Source organism: Psychroserpens mesophilus (assembly GCF_000826645.1).
In the GTDB taxonomy this organism is placed as follows: domain Bacteria; phylum Bacteroidota; class Bacteroidia; order Flavobacteriales; family Flavobacteriaceae; genus Psychroserpens; species Psychroserpens mesophilus.
The window spans coordinates 389,047-409,630 of the sequence record NZ_JXJP01000008.1; the positions used below are offsets into that span (position 1 = coordinate 389,047).

18 protein-coding genes are annotated in these 20,584 nt (G+C 31.6%); 8 read left to right on the forward strand and 10 right to left on the reverse strand.

Going from position 1 to position 20,584, the window contains the following annotated elements:
• Positions 1 to 4: 4 nt before the first annotated feature.
• Positions 5 to 3,028, reverse strand: a complete 3,024-nt coding sequence (locus TD18_RS09095) for a tetratricopeptide repeat protein (protein WP_040251491.1) — start codon at positions 3,026 to 3,028, stop codon at positions 5 to 7.
• A gap of 229 nt (positions 3,029 to 3,257) precedes the next feature.
• Here TD18_RS09095 and TD18_RS09100 point away from each other — a divergent pair, with 229 nt between their 5' ends.
• Entirely contained in the window at positions 3,258 to 3,941 is a 684-nt protein-coding gene (locus TD18_RS09100) for a cell division ATP-binding protein FtsE (RefSeq protein WP_040251987.1), read from the forward strand.
• On the opposite strand, the gene TD18_RS09105 is transcribed toward TD18_RS09100, so the two are convergent.
• Complete coding sequence (locus TD18_RS09105) at positions 3,938 to 5,560, reverse strand: right-handed parallel beta-helix repeat-containing protein (RefSeq protein WP_152611347.1); 1,623 nt, start codon at positions 5,558 to 5,560, stop codon at positions 3,938 to 3,940. The genes TD18_RS09100 and TD18_RS09105 overlap by 4 nt on opposite strands.
• Before the next feature lie 108 nt (positions 5,561 to 5,668).
• Between TD18_RS09105 and TD18_RS09110 the strand changes: the two genes are divergently transcribed.
• Positions 5,669 to 6,562: a hypothetical protein gene (locus TD18_RS09110; protein WP_052461108.1), complete on the forward strand. Its 894-nt coding sequence runs from the start codon at positions 5,669 to 5,671 to the stop codon at positions 6,560 to 6,562.
• 64 nt (positions 6,563 to 6,626) lie between these two features.
• Here TD18_RS09110 and TD18_RS09115 read toward each other — a convergent pair whose 3' ends face one another.
• The gene (locus tag TD18_RS09115) at positions 6,627 to 7,454 is read right to left on the reverse strand and encodes a 2OG-Fe(II) oxygenase (protein WP_040251499.1); all 828 of its coding nucleotides are present in this window, start codon (positions 7,452 to 7,454) and stop codon (positions 6,627 to 6,629) included.
• A gap of 55 nt (positions 7,455 to 7,509) precedes the next feature.
• On the opposite strand from TD18_RS09115, the gene TD18_RS09120 reads away from it, so the two are divergent.
• Positions 7,510 to 8,403, forward strand: coding sequence for a glycosyltransferase family 2 protein (locus TD18_RS09120; RefSeq protein ID WP_160289461.1), 894 nt, complete (start codon positions 7,510 to 7,512; stop codon positions 8,401 to 8,403).
• Complete coding sequence (locus tag TD18_RS16685; protein WP_052461109.1) at positions 8,400 to 9,341, forward strand: glycosyltransferase family 2 protein; 942 nt, start codon at positions 8,400 to 8,402, stop codon at positions 9,339 to 9,341. Before TD18_RS09120 ends, TD18_RS16685 begins: the two co-directional genes overlap by 4 nt.
• On the opposite strand, the gene TD18_RS09130 is transcribed toward TD18_RS16685, so the two are convergent.
• Both TD18_RS09130 and TD18_RS09135 read right to left on the reverse strand, forming a co-directional pair.
• Entirely contained in the window at positions 9,324 to 9,719 is a 396-nt protein-coding gene (locus TD18_RS09130; RefSeq protein WP_040251506.1) for a sugar 3,4-ketoisomerase, read from the reverse strand. The genes TD18_RS16685 and TD18_RS09130 overlap by 18 nt on opposite strands.
• 11 nt (positions 9,720 to 9,730) lie before the next feature.
• Positions 9,731 to 10,549, reverse strand: coding sequence for a glycosyltransferase family A protein (locus tag TD18_RS09135; protein WP_040251508.1), 819 nt, complete (start codon positions 10,547 to 10,549; stop codon positions 9,731 to 9,733).
• A gap of 57 nt (positions 10,550 to 10,606) precedes the next feature.
• Between TD18_RS09135 and TD18_RS09140 the strand changes: the two genes are divergently transcribed.
• Positions 10,607 to 11,752, forward strand: coding sequence for a glycosyltransferase (locus tag TD18_RS09140; protein ID WP_040251511.1), 1,146 nt, complete (start codon positions 10,607 to 10,609; stop codon positions 11,750 to 11,752).
• On the opposite strand, the gene TD18_RS09145 is transcribed toward TD18_RS09140, so the two are convergent.
• Positions 11,749 to 12,579 (reverse strand): phytanoyl-CoA dioxygenase family protein, encoded by an 831-nt coding sequence (locus TD18_RS09145; protein ID WP_040251514.1) that lies wholly within the window; start codon positions 12,577 to 12,579, stop codon positions 11,749 to 11,751. The genes TD18_RS09140 and TD18_RS09145 overlap by 4 nt on opposite strands.
• Before the next feature lie 149 nt (positions 12,580 to 12,728).
• Here TD18_RS09145 and TD18_RS09150 point away from each other — a divergent pair, with 149 nt between their 5' ends.
• Both TD18_RS09150 and TD18_RS09155 read left to right on the forward strand, forming a co-directional pair.
• The gene (locus TD18_RS09150; RefSeq protein ID WP_040251518.1) at positions 12,729 to 13,673 is read left to right on the forward strand and encodes a sulfotransferase family protein; all 945 of its coding nucleotides are present in this window, start codon (positions 12,729 to 12,731) and stop codon (positions 13,671 to 13,673) included.
• Complete coding sequence (locus TD18_RS09155; RefSeq protein WP_040251521.1) at positions 13,670 to 14,926, forward strand: O-antigen translocase; 1,257 nt, start codon at positions 13,670 to 13,672, stop codon at positions 14,924 to 14,926. The genes TD18_RS09150 and TD18_RS09155 overlap by 4 nt, the downstream gene beginning before the upstream one ends.
• A 2-nt stretch (positions 14,927 to 14,928) precedes the next feature.
• Here the strand turns inward: TD18_RS09155 and TD18_RS09160 are convergent, their stop codons facing one another.
• The 3 genes from TD18_RS09160 to TD18_RS09170 are packed head-to-tail and all read right to left on the reverse strand — an operon-like array spanning position 14,929 to position 18,311.
• On the reverse strand, positions 14,929 to 16,230 hold the full coding sequence (locus TD18_RS09160; RefSeq protein WP_040251524.1) for an O-antigen translocase: 1,302 nt from the start codon (positions 16,228 to 16,230) through the stop codon (positions 14,929 to 14,931).
• A complete protein-coding gene (locus tag TD18_RS09165) occupies positions 16,231 to 17,334 on the reverse strand; it encodes a DegT/DnrJ/EryC1/StrS family aminotransferase (protein WP_040251527.1) in 1,104 nt (367 codons plus the stop codon).
• On the reverse strand, positions 17,331 to 18,311 hold the full coding sequence (locus TD18_RS09170) for a hypothetical protein (RefSeq protein WP_040251528.1): 981 nt from the start codon (positions 18,309 to 18,311) through the stop codon (positions 17,331 to 17,333). Before TD18_RS09170 ends, TD18_RS09165 begins: the two co-directional genes overlap by 4 nt.
• Positions 18,312 to 18,432: 121 nt before the next feature.
• On the opposite strand from TD18_RS09170, the gene TD18_RS09175 reads away from it, so the two are divergent.
• On the forward strand, positions 18,433 to 19,755 hold the full coding sequence (locus tag TD18_RS09175) for a hypothetical protein (protein WP_160289462.1): 1,323 nt from the start codon (positions 18,433 to 18,435) through the stop codon (positions 19,753 to 19,755).
• Between the two features lie 24 nt (positions 19,756 to 19,779).
• On the opposite strand, the gene TD18_RS09180 is transcribed toward TD18_RS09175, so the two are convergent.
• The gene (locus TD18_RS09180) at positions 19,780 to 20,499 is read right to left on the reverse strand and encodes a glycosyltransferase family 2 protein (RefSeq protein WP_040251533.1); all 720 of its coding nucleotides are present in this window, start codon (positions 20,497 to 20,499) and stop codon (positions 19,780 to 19,782) included.
• Positions 20,500 to 20,584: the final 85 nt, after the last annotated feature.

Genomic DNA, 20,584 nt, shown 5'->3' on the forward strand with positions numbered 1-20,584 from the left:
AATATTAGTTTTGATCCGTTTCAATTGAGGCATTTGTTTTTGCTTCTTCAGCTTTGATTGTGTTTAATTCGGTTTGCGCTTCAATAACAACATCATTAAATTCGGTGAAGTTAGAAATTACACTTTCCAGAATGTATGTCGCCTGAAAGGCATCACCTAAAGCATAAAAGTTTTTAGCCATCAGTACTAATCCTTTAGCACTATAATATTTATAACTGCTATAATCTTTTGCCAATTTCTGAATGACAACATTGGATGCTTCATGACTTCCTTCCTTATGTTTGAAATATGCATTGTAATATAAAGCCTCAGCAGCCAAGACACCATTAGCTATTTTTTCTACTTTAGCATAAGCATTTTTTGCTTTAACCTCATCTCCAGTTTTCATTGCTGAACGTGCTATGATAATTTGAGCATCACTTTTTACCTTAGTATCTAATTTGGAATTCAGTAATGTTTTGTCGGCATAACTTACAGCTTTATTATAATCTTCAATCTGATAATAGGCATTCATTAAATTGGATTGAGCGTACGTAATATTTTGAGGATAATCAGCTTCAGTTTCTAAACGTTTTAATAACGGAATCGCTTTATTCCAGTTAGAACTGTTGAGATGAATTTCTGATAACTTCACAATAGATTGCTCAGTAAATTCTCCTTTTTGCTTATCTACTACATATTGATAATGAGGCATCGCAGTTTCAGGCAATTGCTTTTTAGAATACAATTCGGCAATATAAAAATGAGATTTTAAGGCATGGATTCCATTCGGAAATTCATTCAAATACTTATTAAACTGACGAATAGCGCCATCAGTATTATTATCTAAATATTGTTTTTCTGCAGCTAGATACGCTGTATTATCAAGTTCAGCGTCAGTAACATCAACATAATCTAAAGTTCTTACCCAAGCTGCGTATTCGTCAACACGACCTAAATCGATATAAATTAGACGCGCTGTTGATACCGCTTGATTAGCTTCATCGGTCGATGGAAACTCTTTAGCTACTTTTTTAAATTTAGTTAATGCACGTTCATTATCGTTTGCATTATAATAGGATAATCCTTGACGCAATAAAGCTTTAGGAACAAAAACACTGGTCGCATACTCCGTATTAAGCCTGTCATACATCGACATGGCTTTATCAATTTCATTAGATTTCACATACGAATTAGCCAATTCATACATGGCATCATCTCGTAAAGCAGACTTCGGAAAATCTTTTATAAACGCATCTAATCCGTTAGTTTTGTTTGAAGTTTGTCCAACGTAACCATAACTCATTGCCTTCTGAAACGAGGCATAATCCGATTCAATTTCATTGATACCAATAGCTTTGTCGTAAGCAGCAATGGCATCCTGATAATTACTCGACACAAAATGACCATCACCAAGTCTCAGATATGCATCATTTAATCGTAATGCATCATCTTTATGTGCATTGATAAACTTCTGAAAGCTGGTCGTCGCATGATTGTAATTTTTGAGTTTAAAATAGGTGTACGCAATATTGTAATCGATGTTATGTATTTCATCCACTTGAGACGCTTCATTTTGCTGCATAAATTGTTTGAATCCAATTAATGCATTATCAAAATTATTTAAGTGGTAATCCGTTTCAGCTTTCCAAAATGTAGCCCTTGCAGTAAAAACCGGATCTTTAGCTTCTTTGACTGATTCATCAAACAGATTTTTAGCCTCGTTATAGTCACCGTCATTATAGACCTCAACACCTCTGTAAAATGCGACTTTTTGATAAGCCACACGATTCTCAAAACTTTTTTTGTTTTTCAAAAGCTTGATGGCTTCTTTGTAGTTTTTCGAAGTGATGTAAGAATCAATTAGCAAGGTTTCTAATTCCTCTTTATAACCAGAGTCTGGATAGGAATCTAAATAGCTAGTCAGTACTTGCGGAACCGATTGGTACGGATTTCCAATTTCGTAACTAATCTTCGCATAATTTAACCATGCATCTTCCTCAATTTGCAGGTCATAATCCATTTGCGATGCGTTTCGGAATGCATTTAAAGCTTCCTGCTTTTTATTTAAATTGATATAACTCTCACCCAAATGGTAATACGCATTTTGCGCAACAGCATTATTTCCACCGATAATTTTATTGAATTCTGAAATGGCATTTTCAAAATCATTCTGTTTGTAATAAGCATAACCCAATTGGTAATAGTCAGTATTATTCCAGCGACCACGTTTGCCCTTATAGTTTTTTAGGTAAGGAATAGCTTCTGCATATTGTTCAAGATTAAAATAACTCTCACCAATAATTTTTGATAATTCTGATTTTTCTTGCGGACTACTTTTATCAATTTGCTCTTTGGCTAACGCAATAGCTTTTTCGAACTTACCGAGTTTAAAGTTTAAATCGGCTTGGTAATATGATAGTTTTTCTTTGTATTTGTCATTATCACTTACCTGATCGAAAAATTCATTGGCTGTATTGTAATCGTCTCCTTCATAAGCCATAAAACCAATGTAGTATTTGGCCTGAGAGCCATATTCTTTTGAATTAACAACACGATTTAAAAACTTGTTTGCGCCTGATTCATCTCCAGTAGAATACAAAGTATATCCGTAATTAAAGTTGAATTTATCCCGATCTGAACGCGCTATACTGTTTTCATCAACTTTATCATACCATTTTCTGGCATAAGCGTATTTTCCATTAGCAAAATAATAATCGGCTACATCTAAAAACGCCGTATTACGTTTAGTACTTGTAGGATAATTATCAACAAACTCCTGAATTAAATCATCAGCATTTTTCTGATTGAGTCGTACAGCACAATTTGCAATGTAGTAGGCGCAGTCGGATTCTAAAGTTTCATTTGGCGCATCACTTTTAATGGCTTCAAACATAGATTGAGCTGCTTGATATTGCTTGTTATTAAAAAGCGTGAGTGCTTTTTGATAGTCTACTAAATCACTTGTATAAGTGGCAGATTGCTGTGCTTGCAAATAAAAACTACACAAGAAAAAAGTAAGCAAAATACTTAGTTTTCTGAAAGTCATTAGGTTCGATTTTTAATTGATGTCAAAAATAATTTATCTGCTATCTATAACGCAATAATCGTGCTATAATTATACACAGACTTATTAAAAAGATAACATAATCAAGATTGTGTTACATTTAATCTTTAGGAAAGGAGACATCCATTTGAAATTGGGTTTTGAAAAATTGGAATTTGATTCTTTTTTGTAATACATTTACAAACAATCTCAAATGATATTAAAAAAATACATGTCTGAAACTGTTTTACAACTCCAAAACGCTTCTATTTTTCAAGGTGATAACATGGTATTATCTGATGTTAATATTGAAATGAAAAAAGGTGACTTTGTCTATCTTATAGGTAAAACAGGAAGTGGTAAGAGTAGTTTTATGAAAACACTTTATGGTGATTTACAGCTTACCAAAGGCGAAGGTCATATCGTGGATTATAATTTAAGAACTCTTAAAGAAAAAGACATTCCGTTTTTAAGACGAAAATTAGGTATCGTTTTTCAGGATTTTAAACTATTACCAGATCGTACCATTAATAGTAATTTAGAATTTGTACTCAAAGCTACTGGCTGGAAAGATAAAACCAAAATTAAAGAGCGTATTGAAGCTGTTCTTGATAAAGTCGCAATGAAAACCAAAGGGTTTAAATTTCCACATGAGTTATCTGGAGGAGAACAACAACGAATCGCCATTGCCAGAGCCTTATTAAATGAGCCTGAACTTATTCTAGCTGACGAGCCAACAGGAAACCTCGATCCACAAACCAGTATTGAAGTGATGGAAGTTTTAAGGGACATCAATAAAAATGGCAATACTATTTTAATGGCAACTCACGATTATGCCTTACTTCTTAAATATCCGAGTAAAACTTTAAAATGTGACGACAATAAAGTGTTTGAAGTTGTACAGCGTAAAAGTTAAAATCCTAACCATTTAAAAAAACGTTCAATTAGATTTTGCTTATCATCTATAATCTGAACTGTTCGTTGATTTTCAAATTCAATTACAAATACACCAAAATTAGAAAGTGTTTTTTTTGCTTCAGAATTATGAAGCGGTTTTTCAAATTTGGTTAACTGCATTGGGAATGTAACTTTATTATCTTGTGCAAGCACACCTTTTTTGAGAACGACCTCACTGTTTTCTACATCGTAAATTGTGTAAGCCATTTGTGAGTTAATGCCATATTCTGAAAAATCAACAGTAACGTTATTGCCTTCAGCATTAAAAAGCGCTATATGAAACTTGTTGTTGTTCTGATTATGCCTTGCCACAGATAATACATTCTCTAAATCAAAATCTGAAAGCTCACTAAGACTACTATCACGATCTAAATTGAATTTACTTTGCCATGAATCTAAAGCATAATCTTCAACTCTCGGAACACGAAACGGTTTTTTAAGCGAACTGTAAATCCTGTTTGAGTTGAACTCCCATTCAGGAAAATAATCAGATACTGATGGTCCAACCTGAACAATTCCTGTATGGATTTTATTGTTTGTAAAACGTAATGATTTCGCCTGTAAAATTCGGAGTCCGTTATAACCTCCAATGATGATATTACCATCTACAACCACATTTTCAATTGGTGCTTTTGCAATAAAACCCAGGGTTAACGATGGTGCGTCACCATAGATATTGCCATTGGGCTGACGTGAATTATGATAAAATATATTATTTAAAATTGAAATATCTTTAGCGACATTAATTCCGTTTTTATCATTGGATGCTACAATAACATTATCATAAAAACGTCCAGCAGGAGAACCACTATTAAAAACTATATTACCTTCAAGAGCGATATTTTTGACCACTTGTTGAGTCGCTCGTTTTCCAGCAGACCATACTTCAATACCTTTGTAATAATTATTAAATAGGATGTTATTTTTGATGAGCCTAACCTCTTCACTCTTATTTTGAACATAAATACCTTCACCGCGTCCTTTACCATCTTTGGCTATAAATCCGTTATTATAAATGATACAATTTTCGATAGAAGAACCAGCACTATGTTTCCATGAGCCAATTCCGAGTGCTGGATTATTGTAAATTTTAAGATTGTAAAATCTACAATTCTCTCCTCTTAAATGTGCAATTCCACCACAGGCTTGAAAATCGGCATCATTTTCATCTCTAGAAAATTCGCCCATCCAGGTAACTTCGAAATTTTTATAAATGACTTGTTTACCGATAACCTCTAAAACTGCCGATCTTGAAGAAGACACATTACCATTCAAAATAACCTTATCATTTTTATATCCTGAAACCGTAATAAATTGATCAGGTTCTACACTTTCTAAAGCGGACACAAAACGACCATTATAAACACCTTCATGTAACCAAATGGTATCTCCAGACTTAACGACTTTAGAATTTAGACGTAATGCCGTTTGTAAATCCCAAGGATTAGCCATAGAACCTGTTCCACTTTGAGTCCCTGGAGTTTCGACATGATCTTTTGGGAACACATGAAATTCTTGTTGTGCATAACCAATCAAGCTAATACAAATACTAAATACGATTGATAAAAAATGTTTCATGAATTTATATTGACAATTGTTGTACCAAACTTAAGAATACAATAAACAACAGCGTTTAATTCTTAAATTAAAATATTGTTTTAGCTTTGGATAAATTTAAAACAAATTATGAGTTTTTTATTAAAACGATTGTCTCAAAAAAATAGCTGGAACAAAGTTTTTAAGCAACGACTTACTGAACCGTTTCATCTCAATATAATTGCCGTATTTGTTTTCATTTTTGGTTCTTTCCGGAAGAAAGTTGCTTACGATTTAGTGATTCGTCCACAACATGCTTTCGGACTCTTGAATGCTGCTGACCAAGCCAAATTAAGAGGTTTTAATGATGTCACTGTTCTTGAATTTGGTGTTGCAAATGGAGCTGGTTTAATGAATTTAATTGCTGTTGCTGAAAAGGTCACTAAAGAAACGGGTGTGAACATTCATATTTACGGATTTGATACTGGCGAAGGCATGCCAGAACCTTTAGATTACAGAGACCATCCTGAATATTACAATACTGGAGATTTTCCAATGAATAAAGCCTTGCTCGAGGAAAAAATAAAAGGCAAAGCTACAATTATATATGGCTCAATAAAGGAAAAAATAGATGAATTCAAATCGACCATTTCTGAAAAAGCACCAATTGGTTTTGTTGCTATCGATGTAGATTACTATAGTTCTACCAAAGATGTTCTTGACTTATTTAAAGCTAAAGCTACGACCTTTTTACCTTTAACTTACGTGTATATGGATGATATTTTCATGCCACATCACAACGAAAAATGTGGCGAATTACTGGCTGTTTCAGAATTTAATCAAGCGCAATCAATGCGACAGTTAAGCTATCATAGGTTTTTTGAAAACCAACGTATTTTTAAAAATGCAAATTGGGTAAAACAACTGTATTATTTTCATGTTTTAGACCATCCCTATCGTTCAGAATTAAAACGAGATCGAAAAACCTATGTTTTAGATAATCCGTATTTAAAATTTGAAGGGAATAAAAAGCAATTTGATTAAATGTTGTTAAGTTAAAAGTTGAAATCAAATTATGAGACCTTTCGACTACACTCAAGGTGACATACTAATCGTCTTTTTTATATACATGAGGGTTTTTACGAATTCCTTTCTTAAACACTTTCCTTACCATCATTCTTAAACTTGCATCCAGATCTAAAATAATATTGGTGAAGGTCTCGTCTGGTCGACCTCTAAATTTGGTCACATGAAACCTATCTGAATCTTTAAGAGGTTGATCACTAAAATAATAATTAGAAATACAGCATCTACTTCTATCAACCATAACCTTATTCACAGAATGCCAAGATGTGTCATGAGTTGCCATAACTGCTAATCTGTTAAACTTACTCTCAATAACAACTGGATCTTTTTTAGGACCATCAGGCCAGACTTCTAAGTGACCACCGTTTTCAGTTTTCCAGTCTGGAGTAACATAATACAGTAAGTTTAAAACTCTCCAGCGTTCACGTTCAGCATCATGAGAATTATCTAAATGCGGATTCAAAAAGTTATGATAGGCCATTTGTGACAGTCCGCCAGCATATAAAGATTCATCGGCATACAATGAGTCAATATCACAGATATCACCAATTAAATTTACAATTTTCGGATCTTGAAATGCATAAAGCACGCTTTCTAACAGCGCATTGTGTTTATCCATTTGAGCTGACACGTACTTGTATTCACGAATACTTTTCAAGCATCGCATTTCTGTTGTTTTTGGAAAGACCTCAAAACATTGTTTCGCGAGCTGTTCTGGAAGTAAATCATCGATATAAAAAAAGCCTATTTGATGTTTTGAGGCCTGATAAGCAGACTTCAATTCGGCTTGTTTTTCTTTAATTTTATTATAAATGAGTTCTGAAATGTCTTTTGTTTTAGAACTATCCATGTTTGTCTTTTTTAAGTACTGCAATTTAACGCTTTTAATTCTTATTTTAGCAGTCATGATTTCTGTATTAATTCCAGTTTATAATTACAATGTTGTAACACTAGTAACAACTATTCATACGCAACTGCAATTGTGTAATATCCCTTTTGAAATTATATGTCTGGATGATGCTTCATCTTCTGAAATAGCAGGCAAAAATTATAACATATCACATTTAGAATTCACTAATTATATTCCAAGCAAGGTAAATCTTGGTCGAACCAAGGCAAGACAATTCTTAGCAAAAAAGGCTAACTATAACTGGCTAATATTTATGGATGCTGATGTGATTCCAAAATCGGAATTTTTTATTAGTAATTATTTAAAGTTTATTGATTCTGATTACGACGCTATTTATGGTGGATTTGCTTATCATGAGAAAGCTCCAGCATCAAACTATATGTTACGTTGGACCTACGGAAAAACCCATGAACAAATTGCAGCTACAGACCGAAATAAGCGACCATATAAAGTTATTATTTCAGCAAATTTTATGATTAAAAAATCGATATTTATCGATATAAATTCACAAATAGAGCAGAAAGGTTATGGTTTTGACAATTTTTTCGCAGCCTTAATGAAGATGAAAAAGGTAAAGGTGTTTCACATAGATAATGAAGTTTACCACTTAGGAATTGAAACCAGCAAGGCATATCTGAATAAAAAAGAAAAAGCAGCCGAAACCTTATTATTTCTTCATAAAAACAACAGAATAGATAACCATCAAAATGACTTACTCAACCTTTTTATAACATTGAAACACTATAAGGCAAATGTTATATTTTCAATGGTATATAAACGTTTTAAAAACCCTTTACAGAAGAATTTATGCAGTAATCATCCTTCGATGAAATTGTTACAACTGTATCGTATTAGTTATATGTGTTATATTGATTTAAATCAAAAATGAAACCATACTTCTCCATAATCATTCCTTTGTACAACAAGGAAAAACATATCAAAGACACGCTAAATAGCGTTTGGTCTCAGAGTTTTTCAGATTTTGAAGTGATTGTGGTAAATGATGGTTCTACAGATGGCAGTTTAGAGGAAGTAAAATCCATTAACGATAAACGTTTACAGATATTCAACATAGAAAATCAAGGTGTATCTTACGCAAGAAATTATGGGATTTCAAAAGCAAATACTGATTTAATAGCGTTTTTAGATGGCGATGATCTCTGGTTGAACCATCACTTGAAAGATCTCAAGGATTTGCACGAACTATTTCCTGATTGTGGTATGTATTGCAAAGCTTATAATAAAAAATATGGCACTATTTTGATGCCTTCAATATTCAAAAATATTCCGGAGAAATCACCTTGGAAAGGCGTTGTTGAAGATTATTTTTACTCAAGTCAAATAAGTAGTATTGCTTGGACTTCAGCAGTGATGATTCCGAAATCGACTTTTGAAACCATTGGTAAGTTTAATACAGCATATAACTCTGGTGAAGACACTGATTTATGGATTAGAATTGCATTACAATTTCCAATCGCATTTAGCAATACAGTGAGTGCTATTCATAATTTAAGTTCAGAAAACAAGATAACACACTTGAAGTTGTCATCTGTAAACCATTTGGACCTAAATGCATTTCAGGATCGTGAAAAAAATAATGAAAATTTAAAAAAGTATTTAGATCTCAATCGTTATTCTGTAGCAATTCAACATAAATTAGAAAATAATCCTTCGGAAGCAAAAACCATTTACAAACATATTAATCCAGAGAATTTAACTGCTCTACAAAAAAAATTATATAGCTTGCCTAGTTTTGCAATTCGTCAAATATTGAAATCCAGAAATTTCCTGAGACGGTTGAATCTTGATTTAAGACTGTTTCGATGATAAAAAGGTGTCGTAATCTCTTATATATTCATTTTCATCGTATTTAGTTGATGCCAGAACCAGACAGACTGCTCCAGAAGAAAAGTTTTCAATTTCTCGCCATACACCTGTAGGAATATACAATCCTATATTTGGTTTATTGAGCAAATAACGTTCGTTTTTACTTCCATTATTCACTACAACTTCAAAACTACCACTTAAAGCTAATATTAACGATTGTTGTTCTTTATGTGCATGACCTCCACGATACGCATCACTAGGAACATCGAATAAATAATACACACGTGCAATCTTGAAAGGAATACAATCGCCTTCGATAACAGCTAAACTTCCTCTTACATCATGTACTTTAGGTATGTGAATTAATTTAACATCCATGTATCTTAAATCTAATCTATTAAATCATTTCGTTTTAAACGTTTATATGCGCTAATACCATTAAAACCAGTAATAATTTTTGGAATAATCTCTTTTGAAGATATATAGTCATTTCTAATCAAAAAGAATACATATTTAAACACCCAAAGATAACTCAAATAACCATAAAATCTAAAATGCAAGGCAGCTCTCGCAAAAATTGCTTCGTCACTTCCCATACGTCTTCCTGAACTTTCGTCAGGATGCATTACAATAGTTTGAGATACGTGAATCATAGTCATGCCTTTATCATAGGCATTTCGTAAAAATACATATTCTGTTTCACCTTTAAATACTGAACCCACTCCAAAATACAGATTAAAATAGATGTTGTTCTCTCGAAAGACTTTCCTATTGAACGTAATTACCCAAGTATAAATCTTTTTGAGTGATTTTTTATTATGAATGCCCTCTGGGTGATAATCTGTGTAATGTTTACCTAATTCATCAACAGCTTCAAATGAAATCATATCAGCATGTGGGTTTTTCCTATAAGCTTCAACTATATTATGCTTTAAATCAGGTTGATATACGATATCATCATCAGACATTAAACAAATATCTTTTGATGCATTTTTTATGGCTAAATTCCGACTTGCTGGAGATCCTCTTTCAAATGAATTAATGATTTTAATATTTGCTTTATCAGATACTAACAGTTTATCTTCTGTGGTTTGATTCACAATGCATATGTCGAAGTCATCCATATTATTATTAATAAACATTGCATGCAAGAACGCTAAATCCTGCTTGAACATTGTAGATATTAAAATTTCAATACGTAATGACATTACTAATTAAAAGGCTATGTGATAGGAATTCTTATTTTTGCTAAAAGTAACATTTTTATGCGAGTATTATTAATTGGTGAGTATAGTGGACATCACAACGCTGTTAAAGAAGGACTTGTGAAACTAGGACATGACGTGTTACTCGTAGGTAATGGTGATGGGTTTAAAAACTATCCTGTTGACATAAATATTAACCATTCCTTTCACAATAAGGTTTTAAAGAAGTTTAAAGTAGCTTTTTACAAACTAACTTCAATAGATTTAGGCTCACTAGAAGTCTATTATAAAGCCTTGTTTCATTTAAAAAAGTTTAAGGGATTTGATATTGTTCAACTAATGAATGAATCAGCCTTAGGTATTGATCCAAATTTTCAAATTAAGTTTTTAAAAAGAATAATTAAGCACAATAAAAAGCTAGTATTAATCTCAAGTGGTATCGATTATCAGTGTATGTCTTATATGATGGAAGGGAAATTTAGATATAGCATTATGAGTCCGTATCTAGAAGATCAGTCGTTATTTGAAACCTACCAGTTTCAATTGCAATATTTAAATGAGAAATTTACTAAACTTCACAATTTCATTTATGACCATTGTTATGGTGTTATAGCTTCAGATATGGATTATCACATACCATTATTGGGACATGAAAAATATTTGGGCTTAGCTCCAAACCCAATAAATACTGATAGAATTCAATATATTCCTTTGAAAATAAATGAAAAAATAAAAATTTTTCACGGTGTAAACAGATCTGCAATGCATAAAAAAGGGAATCATTTTTTCATTGAAGCTCTAAACATTATTGAAGACAAATATGCAGATAAAGTAGACATTATAACGACCTATAGTATTCCCTACTCCGAATACATAAAACGTTATGAAGATTGTCACATTTTACTAGACCAAGTATATGCTTACGACCAAGGATTTAACGCGCTTGAAGCTATGGCAAAAGGTAAAGTGGTTTTTACGGGAGCAGAACAAGAATGGTTAGAGTATTATAATTTGAAAGCAGATACCGTTGCGATTAACGCGTTGCCTGACGCCAAAAAAATTGCTGAAAAATTAGAGTGGCTAATTCTCAATCCCGATTACATTTATAAGATTTCACAAAATGCTAGAGCTTTTGTAGAGCGAGAGCACCACTATATTAAAGCCACGAAAGATTATATAAAAAAATGGAATGTTGAACATAACTAAACCCTAGGAAATCTCAATTCTAAAGATATGCGTGTGATATCTTCATTTTGATTTACAGCAGCTCCGTGAATTAGAAAAGGAGAAAAAATAAGAGCTTGACCATAGTCAACCTTTGGTCTTATCATTTTTATAACGCCATCATTGGTTTCTAGAATACAGGGAACATAGTATACATTACCATTAATTTTAGCGCCTTTACTTTCAGTTCTTAAAATTTGATCTTCAGGAATTAAATGACTTCCAGGCAATACTGGTAATGACGACTTATTATTACAGCCTACTATGGGTATCCAGACGTTGATAATGTCTTCCCAATAACTCAAATACCCATCACGATGAGGTGGATTAATATCTAAGCTGTTTGGCCTACTGATTCGAATTTGTATATGTGTTTTTTTAAGTTCTTCAACCCAAGACGTCAATTTATAACCCAGAATATTACCGAATTTCTCCACTATTAAGTCTATATCAAAATCAAAATCGGAATTTTCAAGGTTTCGGGTGACATCAATAACCTTATTGTGAAGACTATCAGAAGTAATAACCTCATGATATTTATCTAAAGTAAATGTGTCTTCATCAAATTGAATATTATTTAATTTAAAAGCATTAATAATATTTTTTTTTAGAGATGCTTTAAGATTTAAAAACTGATGGTACTCAAAGGCTTCTACGACACCATAACCTTCTTGTTTCCAAGGCATTTTTGATATTACATTATCCTGCGCCTTAAATAACAACTCGTTTTTACCCCAAAAAAAATTTCCTTCAACGTTAAACCTGAATGGCTGGCTATCGATAATTAATTCACATGATTTTTTGCTCATATTTATTCCTCAATATGTACGAATAGCCAAATTTAATAAAATAAAGAGTGTTTATTTTAATAGCTTAGCACAATAAAATAAAAATAAGAGAGATTTAAATCTTAAAACCACTAAACCATTATTATCTTGTGTTTTATATTTAATTTGAAATGAGTATTCAAATACCAAATACATCCAAGTTTCCTAATCTATTTATTCCTGGTGCTGCAAAATCTGGCACGAGCACGCTACATGATTTATTAAATCAGCATCCTGAAATATGCATGTCATCATTAAAGGAGCCTTACTATTTGATAAATGATAATTTTGAAGATAATATTGAAAAATATATTGCCAAGTACAAAACCCTATTCAAGAATAAACCTGAGGCATTATACAAAGGGGATTCAAGCACATCTTACATGCTCTTTCCTAATTTTATTGAAAGAGTAAAGTTTAATGTTGTAAACGATGTGAAATTCATATTTATTTTAAGAAATCCGATAGATAGAATTTATTCTCACTATTGGTATTTGAAAGGTCTTGGAAGTGAGTCTTTAGATTTTAAAACAGCAATTAAAAAAGACAAAGATATCGAACCCGATATGTCCAAAAAATTACCTGAGGGAAAATTCAAAAATTACTTTCAATATGGTCTATACGGCAAATGGTTAGAAAAATTTTACACTAATTTTGATACCAGTCAAATAAAAATTATTTTGTTTGAAGATTTAAAAGAAAATCCTTTAAAAATTACTAATGAATGCTTTTCGTTTTTAGGATTAGAACCTCTACATCAATTAAATGAAATCAAATCAAACCCAACTGTAATATTGAAATACCCGAAACTACATCAATCCATCTTACGCTTTACTCAAGGGAGTATCACATCTATGAAACCACTTTATAGATTAGTTCCAAGGCATTTGAAAAATTATATTAAAAAACACAGTTCAAATGTCATAATTAAAGTCACTAAAACATCACAATCTTATCCACCTTTATCCCAATCAGAGAGAACATGGGTTAAAGATTTATATGAAAACGATTTTATCCTTTTAAAATCAATAACCAATAACAACTTTAAACCTTGGAAAGACTTTAACGAGCTATGAGTTTATTAAAAACAACATTCTTTTCAAGTATTAGTACTGCCGTATCACTTGTGTGCAAACTGGTAACCAATAAAGTTATAGCTGTATACTTAGGCACTAACGGTATGTTTTTACTGGGTCAACTCAAAGATCTAATTAATATTGGGCAAATCTCTGGAAGTTTAGGAACTGGCAATGGCATAATAAAATATGTTGCTTCCTACAAAGAAGATCCTAAAAAATTATCATCCTTTTTAGCCACAGGCCTTAAACTTCATATCTATTTCTCACTTTTAGTTTGCATTTTAACCTTTATTTTTAAAGACGCGTTATCTAAGTATTTGTTTAATGACATCAAGTTTTCAAATGCTATCGCTATTTTAGCGTTATCTTTCATCACACTGGCATTACACAGTTTTTTTATGGCTATTTTTAATGGCTTAAAAAAAATCAAAACCTACATTACCATAAATATAATTGCTACAGTTCTTGCTTCGGCATTGGTAATCGTTCTCGTTTTAAAATTTGAATTATTAGGTGCTTTTTATGCCTTAGTTTTAAGTCAATTTCTAGGATTTATAATCTCTATTCTTTTCATAAGAAAGCTTCAACTTTTATCGCTTAAAAACATGTCATTTAAAGTTGATAAAACACATTTTAAAAACTTAACAAAATTTTCCTATATGGCAATTGCTGCGCCAATTTGTATGATTGGTGCAACCCTATTTATTCGTTTTTTTTTAAATGATGAATTAGGTTCAATTTACGCAGGATCATGGGAAGGCATGTGGCGAATTTCGGCCATCTACATCATGTTTTTAACCACAACATTTAAGTTCTATTTATTACCAACCTTTTCAGAAATTTCAGGTAATAAATTAAAGAAAGAAGTCTTTAAGGTTTGGACCTTAAGCATTCCAACCATAATTATTATTACGCTAACGGTTTACTTTTTAAAAGATTTTATAATCCCATTATTATTCAGTAAAGAATTTATGCTCATAAACACCATTCTTTTATTTCATCTCTTAGGTGATGCCATTAAAATAAATTCATGGGTTTTGGGTAATATATTAATTGCGAAAGCGAATACTAAAGTGTTTATTGTTTTCCAAATTGGCTGGGCTATTATCTTTTGTACTTTGTCTGTACTCTTTGTTAGAATTCAAGGATTTGTAGGTGTATCTATGGCGTATTTTCTGACCTATGTTTTACATTTTATTGCCATGAATATTTACTTCAGAAAACTACTCTGGACAAAAAATAATTTATAGTATTAAGAATGTTCGTCAGTGATAACTCCAAAAAGGGAATTACTAAACACCAACAGCACAATAAGAAAATGCATTAAATAACTAAAAAAGTGTCCCATAACAGCTCCTTCAATTCCAAAGATTTCAATTAAATATACACTTGTTAAGTAAAGCATTATCACTAAAAAGATTTCAATAATAATAAACTGCGCAAACATCTTTTTAGCCAGAAACTGATAAGCTATTACAATGGCTAATACTTTGATGAAATCACCTAATAATTGCCATAAAAATAACTGTTCAACAGGTTGAAATTCTTCTGAAAAAATCAGACTTACTACAAAAGGTCTCAATAAATAGATCAGTAATAATCCAAAACCAAATATTGGCATGACTGATTTGTAAAAACTAAACACTTCTTTTCTAAATTCTTTTTTACTATCAATCTCACTAAGTCTTGGAATGATATACAATGTTAAAATAGACATAATGAACATGAGGTAATAATCTGAAATACGATTCATTGCTTCCCAATATCCTGCTTGCTTAATCCCAAGTTCTTCAATAATAAAATTACGAATCAGTATTGAAGTTAACGGTAACGCAATAGCAGTTACTAAAGCCATTATCGCATAAGGCGCGAATGTTCTTAACACATTTAAACTCACATGAGATATTTTGATGTGAGTCATCAAATTTCTTCTGTTAATAATACCAACCAACGTAATTAAAAACAGTAAGGAAGGTGCAATAACAGCAGCGACTAAAGCACCATCGATATTATCGATATAAATAAGATACAAAGTGACAGCAAGCCCAAGAATCTGACCAATAATGTTAATGATCAATAACATTTTAAAATTTGAAAAACCATTCATTATGCCGAAACAGAACATATTTAAAGCATAAAAAGGCAGTGCTAGAGCCAAAACCCGAATAACATACGCGTAGTTATAGTTTTCAGAAAATAAAAAATCATTGATCAATTCAGCATTGTAATAACACAGAAAAGACATTAAAATGGTTGAAAAGAACCCTAGATAGTAAGTTGTAGATATTGTTTTACTAAGTTCTAAAGCATCGTCCTTACATTTCGCTACAGTTTTAACAAAACCATTATAAAAACCAAGAATGGCAAATGATTGTATGGCACTTAAAAAATTTCTTAAATTACCTATAAGCGCCATACCTTCTACGCCAATAAAAATCGCGATGGCCTTAGACGTTAGGATTCCTGCTAGTATTTTGGTTGCAATTGTAGCCGAATTAAGATGTGCTACCTTAAACAGCACATTGGTGTTAATGTACTTGATAAGTTTTTTCAATTAATACTGATTTAAGGCATTAATAATAGTTTGAACATCTTCATTTGTCATTACTGGACTTATAGGAATACTCACCACAGTCTCATGAATAGAATCAGTTACAGGCAAATGTAATGATTTATATATGGATAGAGCCTTCTGCTTATGTGGAGCAATTGGATAGTGAATCAAATAACCAATGTGTTGACTATCTAAATATGTTGTAAACGCAAATCTGTCTTGTACACGTACTACAAATACATGAAACACATGATTTTCAGAATTATCATATTCAGGAAGCTCAATTTTATTATTTAAAATTTCATTTAAGTATGTTTTGGCAATTGCACGTCTAATCTTATTATCTTCATCAAGATGTCTAAGCTTAATATTCAAAAAAACAGCTTGCAATTCGTCTAATCGACTATTTATTCCCAACGTATCATTGACATACTTTTTAGAACTACCATAATTTCGTAGTAATCTAATTTTTTCAGCTAATTCTGTATTGTTGGTTGTTACTGCTCCTGCATCTCCCAGTGCACCTAAATTTTTTGATGGATAAAAACTGAATCCTGCTGCATCACCTAAATTTCCTGCTTTTCTCCCTTCGGAAGTTGCTACTGCGCCATGCGCTTGAGCAGCATCTTCAACAACTAGAAGATGATGAGTTTTAGCAATAGAATTGATACGTTTCATATCTGCTAACTGCCCGTAAAGATGAACCACTAAAATGCCTTTCACTTGCGGCGTTATCTGTTTTTCAATTTCTGAAGGCGAAATATTAAATGTAGCTGCATCTGGTTCAACAAACACAGGCCTCAAACCAGCATTAATAACAGACAAGATACTTGCTATATAGGTGTTTGCAGGCACTAAAATCTCGTCATTCAGCTGCAATTTACCCAATTCTATATAGGATTTAAAAATGAGAGTAAGTGCATCTAAACCATTAGCAACACCTATACAATGTGTTGTCCCACAATACGAAGCAAAATTAGTTTCAAAAGAAGAAACTTCGCTTCCAAGAATATAATGTCCAGAATTTAAAAAGGACTTAAATTTAGAATTAAATTCATCTTCAAATCTAGCATTTACTTTATGTACATCTAAAAAAGGAATCATATCCAAACGTCATTTAAACGGTTATAGTTTTCAGTATTAACATTATAAAAATCATGACTTATCACTCTGGCGCCAAAGCTCTCTTTCCACTTTAACAAACCACGATTGATATGTTGTCCTTGGTTTTCATTAGAGATACCAAAGCTTAGATAACGTTTGTTTTTAAAAAAAGTATGAACCAATGCATCAAAAATAGCGTCTAATCCTGCAAATTCCTTTTTAGAATTTATCGTTGAAATGTATTGGGCATGTGCCACCTGCTCTGTTTCAAAAACAGTAACACCTGCAATAATATCATTTTGATAATAGGCATTAAATTGTCTAATATTGTTTGGGAATTTTGTTTTCAATTCAGTTATTTCAGCTACTGAATGCACTGGTAGTGCTTCATGCTGCTCCTGAAGATTAGGAATTAAAATTTCATTAAAAAAAGAATCCAATTGCATAGATTCTCTGACTTCAATGTGATTTAATCTGGCCTTTTTTAGATTGCGTATTCGGTTAGAAGATTTAATTTTCAGTGGGTTTAACATATCGATAACGGCAGAAACATCTCTTCTAATTATTTCCGCCTTTGTTTTAAACATTAAATAATCAATTTCATCACCAGGTAGTTTATGGTATATTTTTGGTAATAGTTTTAACTCTAAATTTGAGAACCCTTTTCCATTTAAAAACTTTAAAAGTGTTTCGAAGGCACTTAAAACATGTTCAAATTTGCAGTCTTTGCTCAATACTAAACCTCCATAACTTAAACCTTGATGAGAACAGATTTTATTACCATTCTTGTTTGCTGGCATTACAGCAAAAAGTTTGTTTGTGTTAAAAATCATTAAAGAATAATCTTCAAATCGATCTTGATGATATTCCATAAAATCTCTTTGAAATAAGAATGTAGCATTTTTAGAAGTTGCTACAAATTCGTCCCATTGCTGTTTAAGTTCGGGTTGGTATATTTTAATTATAAAATTCTGCAAAGCTAAAGTTCTATCTTAGAGATAACAGTATCATTTAAAACGTACAAATTACAATATTTTCGGATGTTAAAGTTTGTTTTAGATTCAATTATTTATATTTGAATCACTCAAAAATAAGCTTTTGAAATCAAAACGAATATTTAAAGAACGTAATCTATTACTAATTGTTTATAGCCTTATTTTTTTGTTATTAATATTCCAAAAAGCCATATACTCTCCAGACACTTATAGTTATTTAAACGCTATGCCTTACAGGCACTTAGGCTATGTGATTTTTGTGAAACTATTTTCATTGGTTTTTGGAGAATACTTTAATTTTGCTGTTGTCGTTTTTCAATCTCTATTTTGCTTAACAGGCATTCATTTCTTTTTCAAAAAAGTTTCTGTACTTCTACAATTAACTATAGTACTGAAATGCCTGACATTAATTATCTTATTTTTCCCGCTTTTTGAGCCACTTTCAGTAGCAAACAATGTTTGTCCAGAAGGCATTAGTTATCCGTTATACCTGTTATTTGTAACTTTAAATCTGGAGTTTTTATTTAATGACAATTCGAAAATCCTCAAATACATCTTTGTATGTTTCCTTGCGCTTGTATTTACCAGAGGGCAGTTTATGTTTTCGAGTTTAATTTTTGCTTTTGTTTATGTCGTAAAACATAAAAACCATATATTGAAGTCTGGCCATCCTTCCAAACTACTATTTCTTATGGCCATGCCAATCGTGGTAGTTTTAGGAGAAATGAGTTATCACAAGCTAAAAGACGGTATTTTTATGACCACACCATTTGGCTTCGTGAATACCTCTACATCTGCATTTTATGTATCAAACAGCAATGATAAAAACCTGATTTTAAATACAGATGATAGAGCTTTATTTGAATCTTGCTATAATTCGCTTGCTGAACAAAACTTATTATTATCTCAAAATAAAGCTAAAAATTATAAAAATCAGTATCTGCACTATCAAAAAAAATTGACAGCCATTTGCAACAGAACAATTCATGAATCAGGAAAAGATTATTATCTGAAAAAAAATTCTTCGATTTCTGAAAAGACGAAGTATCTCCATGCCAAAGCATTTTATGATACCGAGAAAACTTGTAAAAACTTAACTTTTATACTTATAACCCAAAATTTCAATAAATGGATTCAGCTTTATGCTGCAAATGTTTTACATGGATTTCATTATTGGTTGATATTTATAGTCGTCGTTTTTTCTTTCCTTTTTAGTAGTGTTAAACTCCTGTTTTCTTACAAAAAAACACATTCGTTATTATTCATTTTCTCGAGTCTTTCAATATTGAATGCTATGATAAGTGCTCTTTTTACCTATTCAATACCAAGGCTCTTATTTTATAATTACGCCTTAATTTTCTTATGTTTTGTAATTTTGATAGTCTTAGCAAAACAAGAGCTTAAAAGGAGAACAATAAAATCGTGAAGATTGTAACTCGCTTTTTTTTAATTAGTTTGAAATACTATATTTTAGAATGCAATATATAGCTCTAAATCCATCTCGCCAGCCGATTTTTTTTCCTTCCTCATACGTTCGACCATAATATGAAATGCCAACTTCATAAATTCGGATCTTAGGTATTTTTGATATTTTCATTGTCACCTCTGGCTCAAATCCGAATCTACTTTCTTTAAGCTTGATATCTTGAATGATGTTGGTCTTGAACAATTTATAACATGTTTCCATATCTGTAAGATTTAAGTTTGACAACATGTTTGAAAGTGATGTTAAAAATTTATTACCTATGGTGTGCCAGAAAAATAGGACTCTATGAGGTTGACTTCCCATAAAACGGGATCCATACACCACATCTGCAAAACCATCATAAATTGGTTTTAAAAGTCTATTATATTCTTCCGGATCATATTCTAAATCTGCGTCTTGTATGATTAAACATTCTCCACTAGCATGAGAAATACCTGTATGTATTGCAGCACCTTTTCCTTTGTTTTTCGTGTGTTCAAAATACCGTATATCTAACTCTGAATTTACTTCAATATATGAAAGTATATGTTTCTTTGTATCATCAGTGCTAAAGTCATTTATAACAATAATTTCCTTAGCTATACCATTTATAAGTTCAACTTTTTTTATCTTATTCAAAATCAAATGAATTGTTTCGGATTCATTATAAGCTGGTATTATAATAGATAGCTTTGAAATTTCCATAAAATTTAGTCTAAATTAAGGTACGAAAAGTAACACTTTTGAAATGAACTAATAAATCTTTTAAATAAAAAAGAGGAATTTAAAA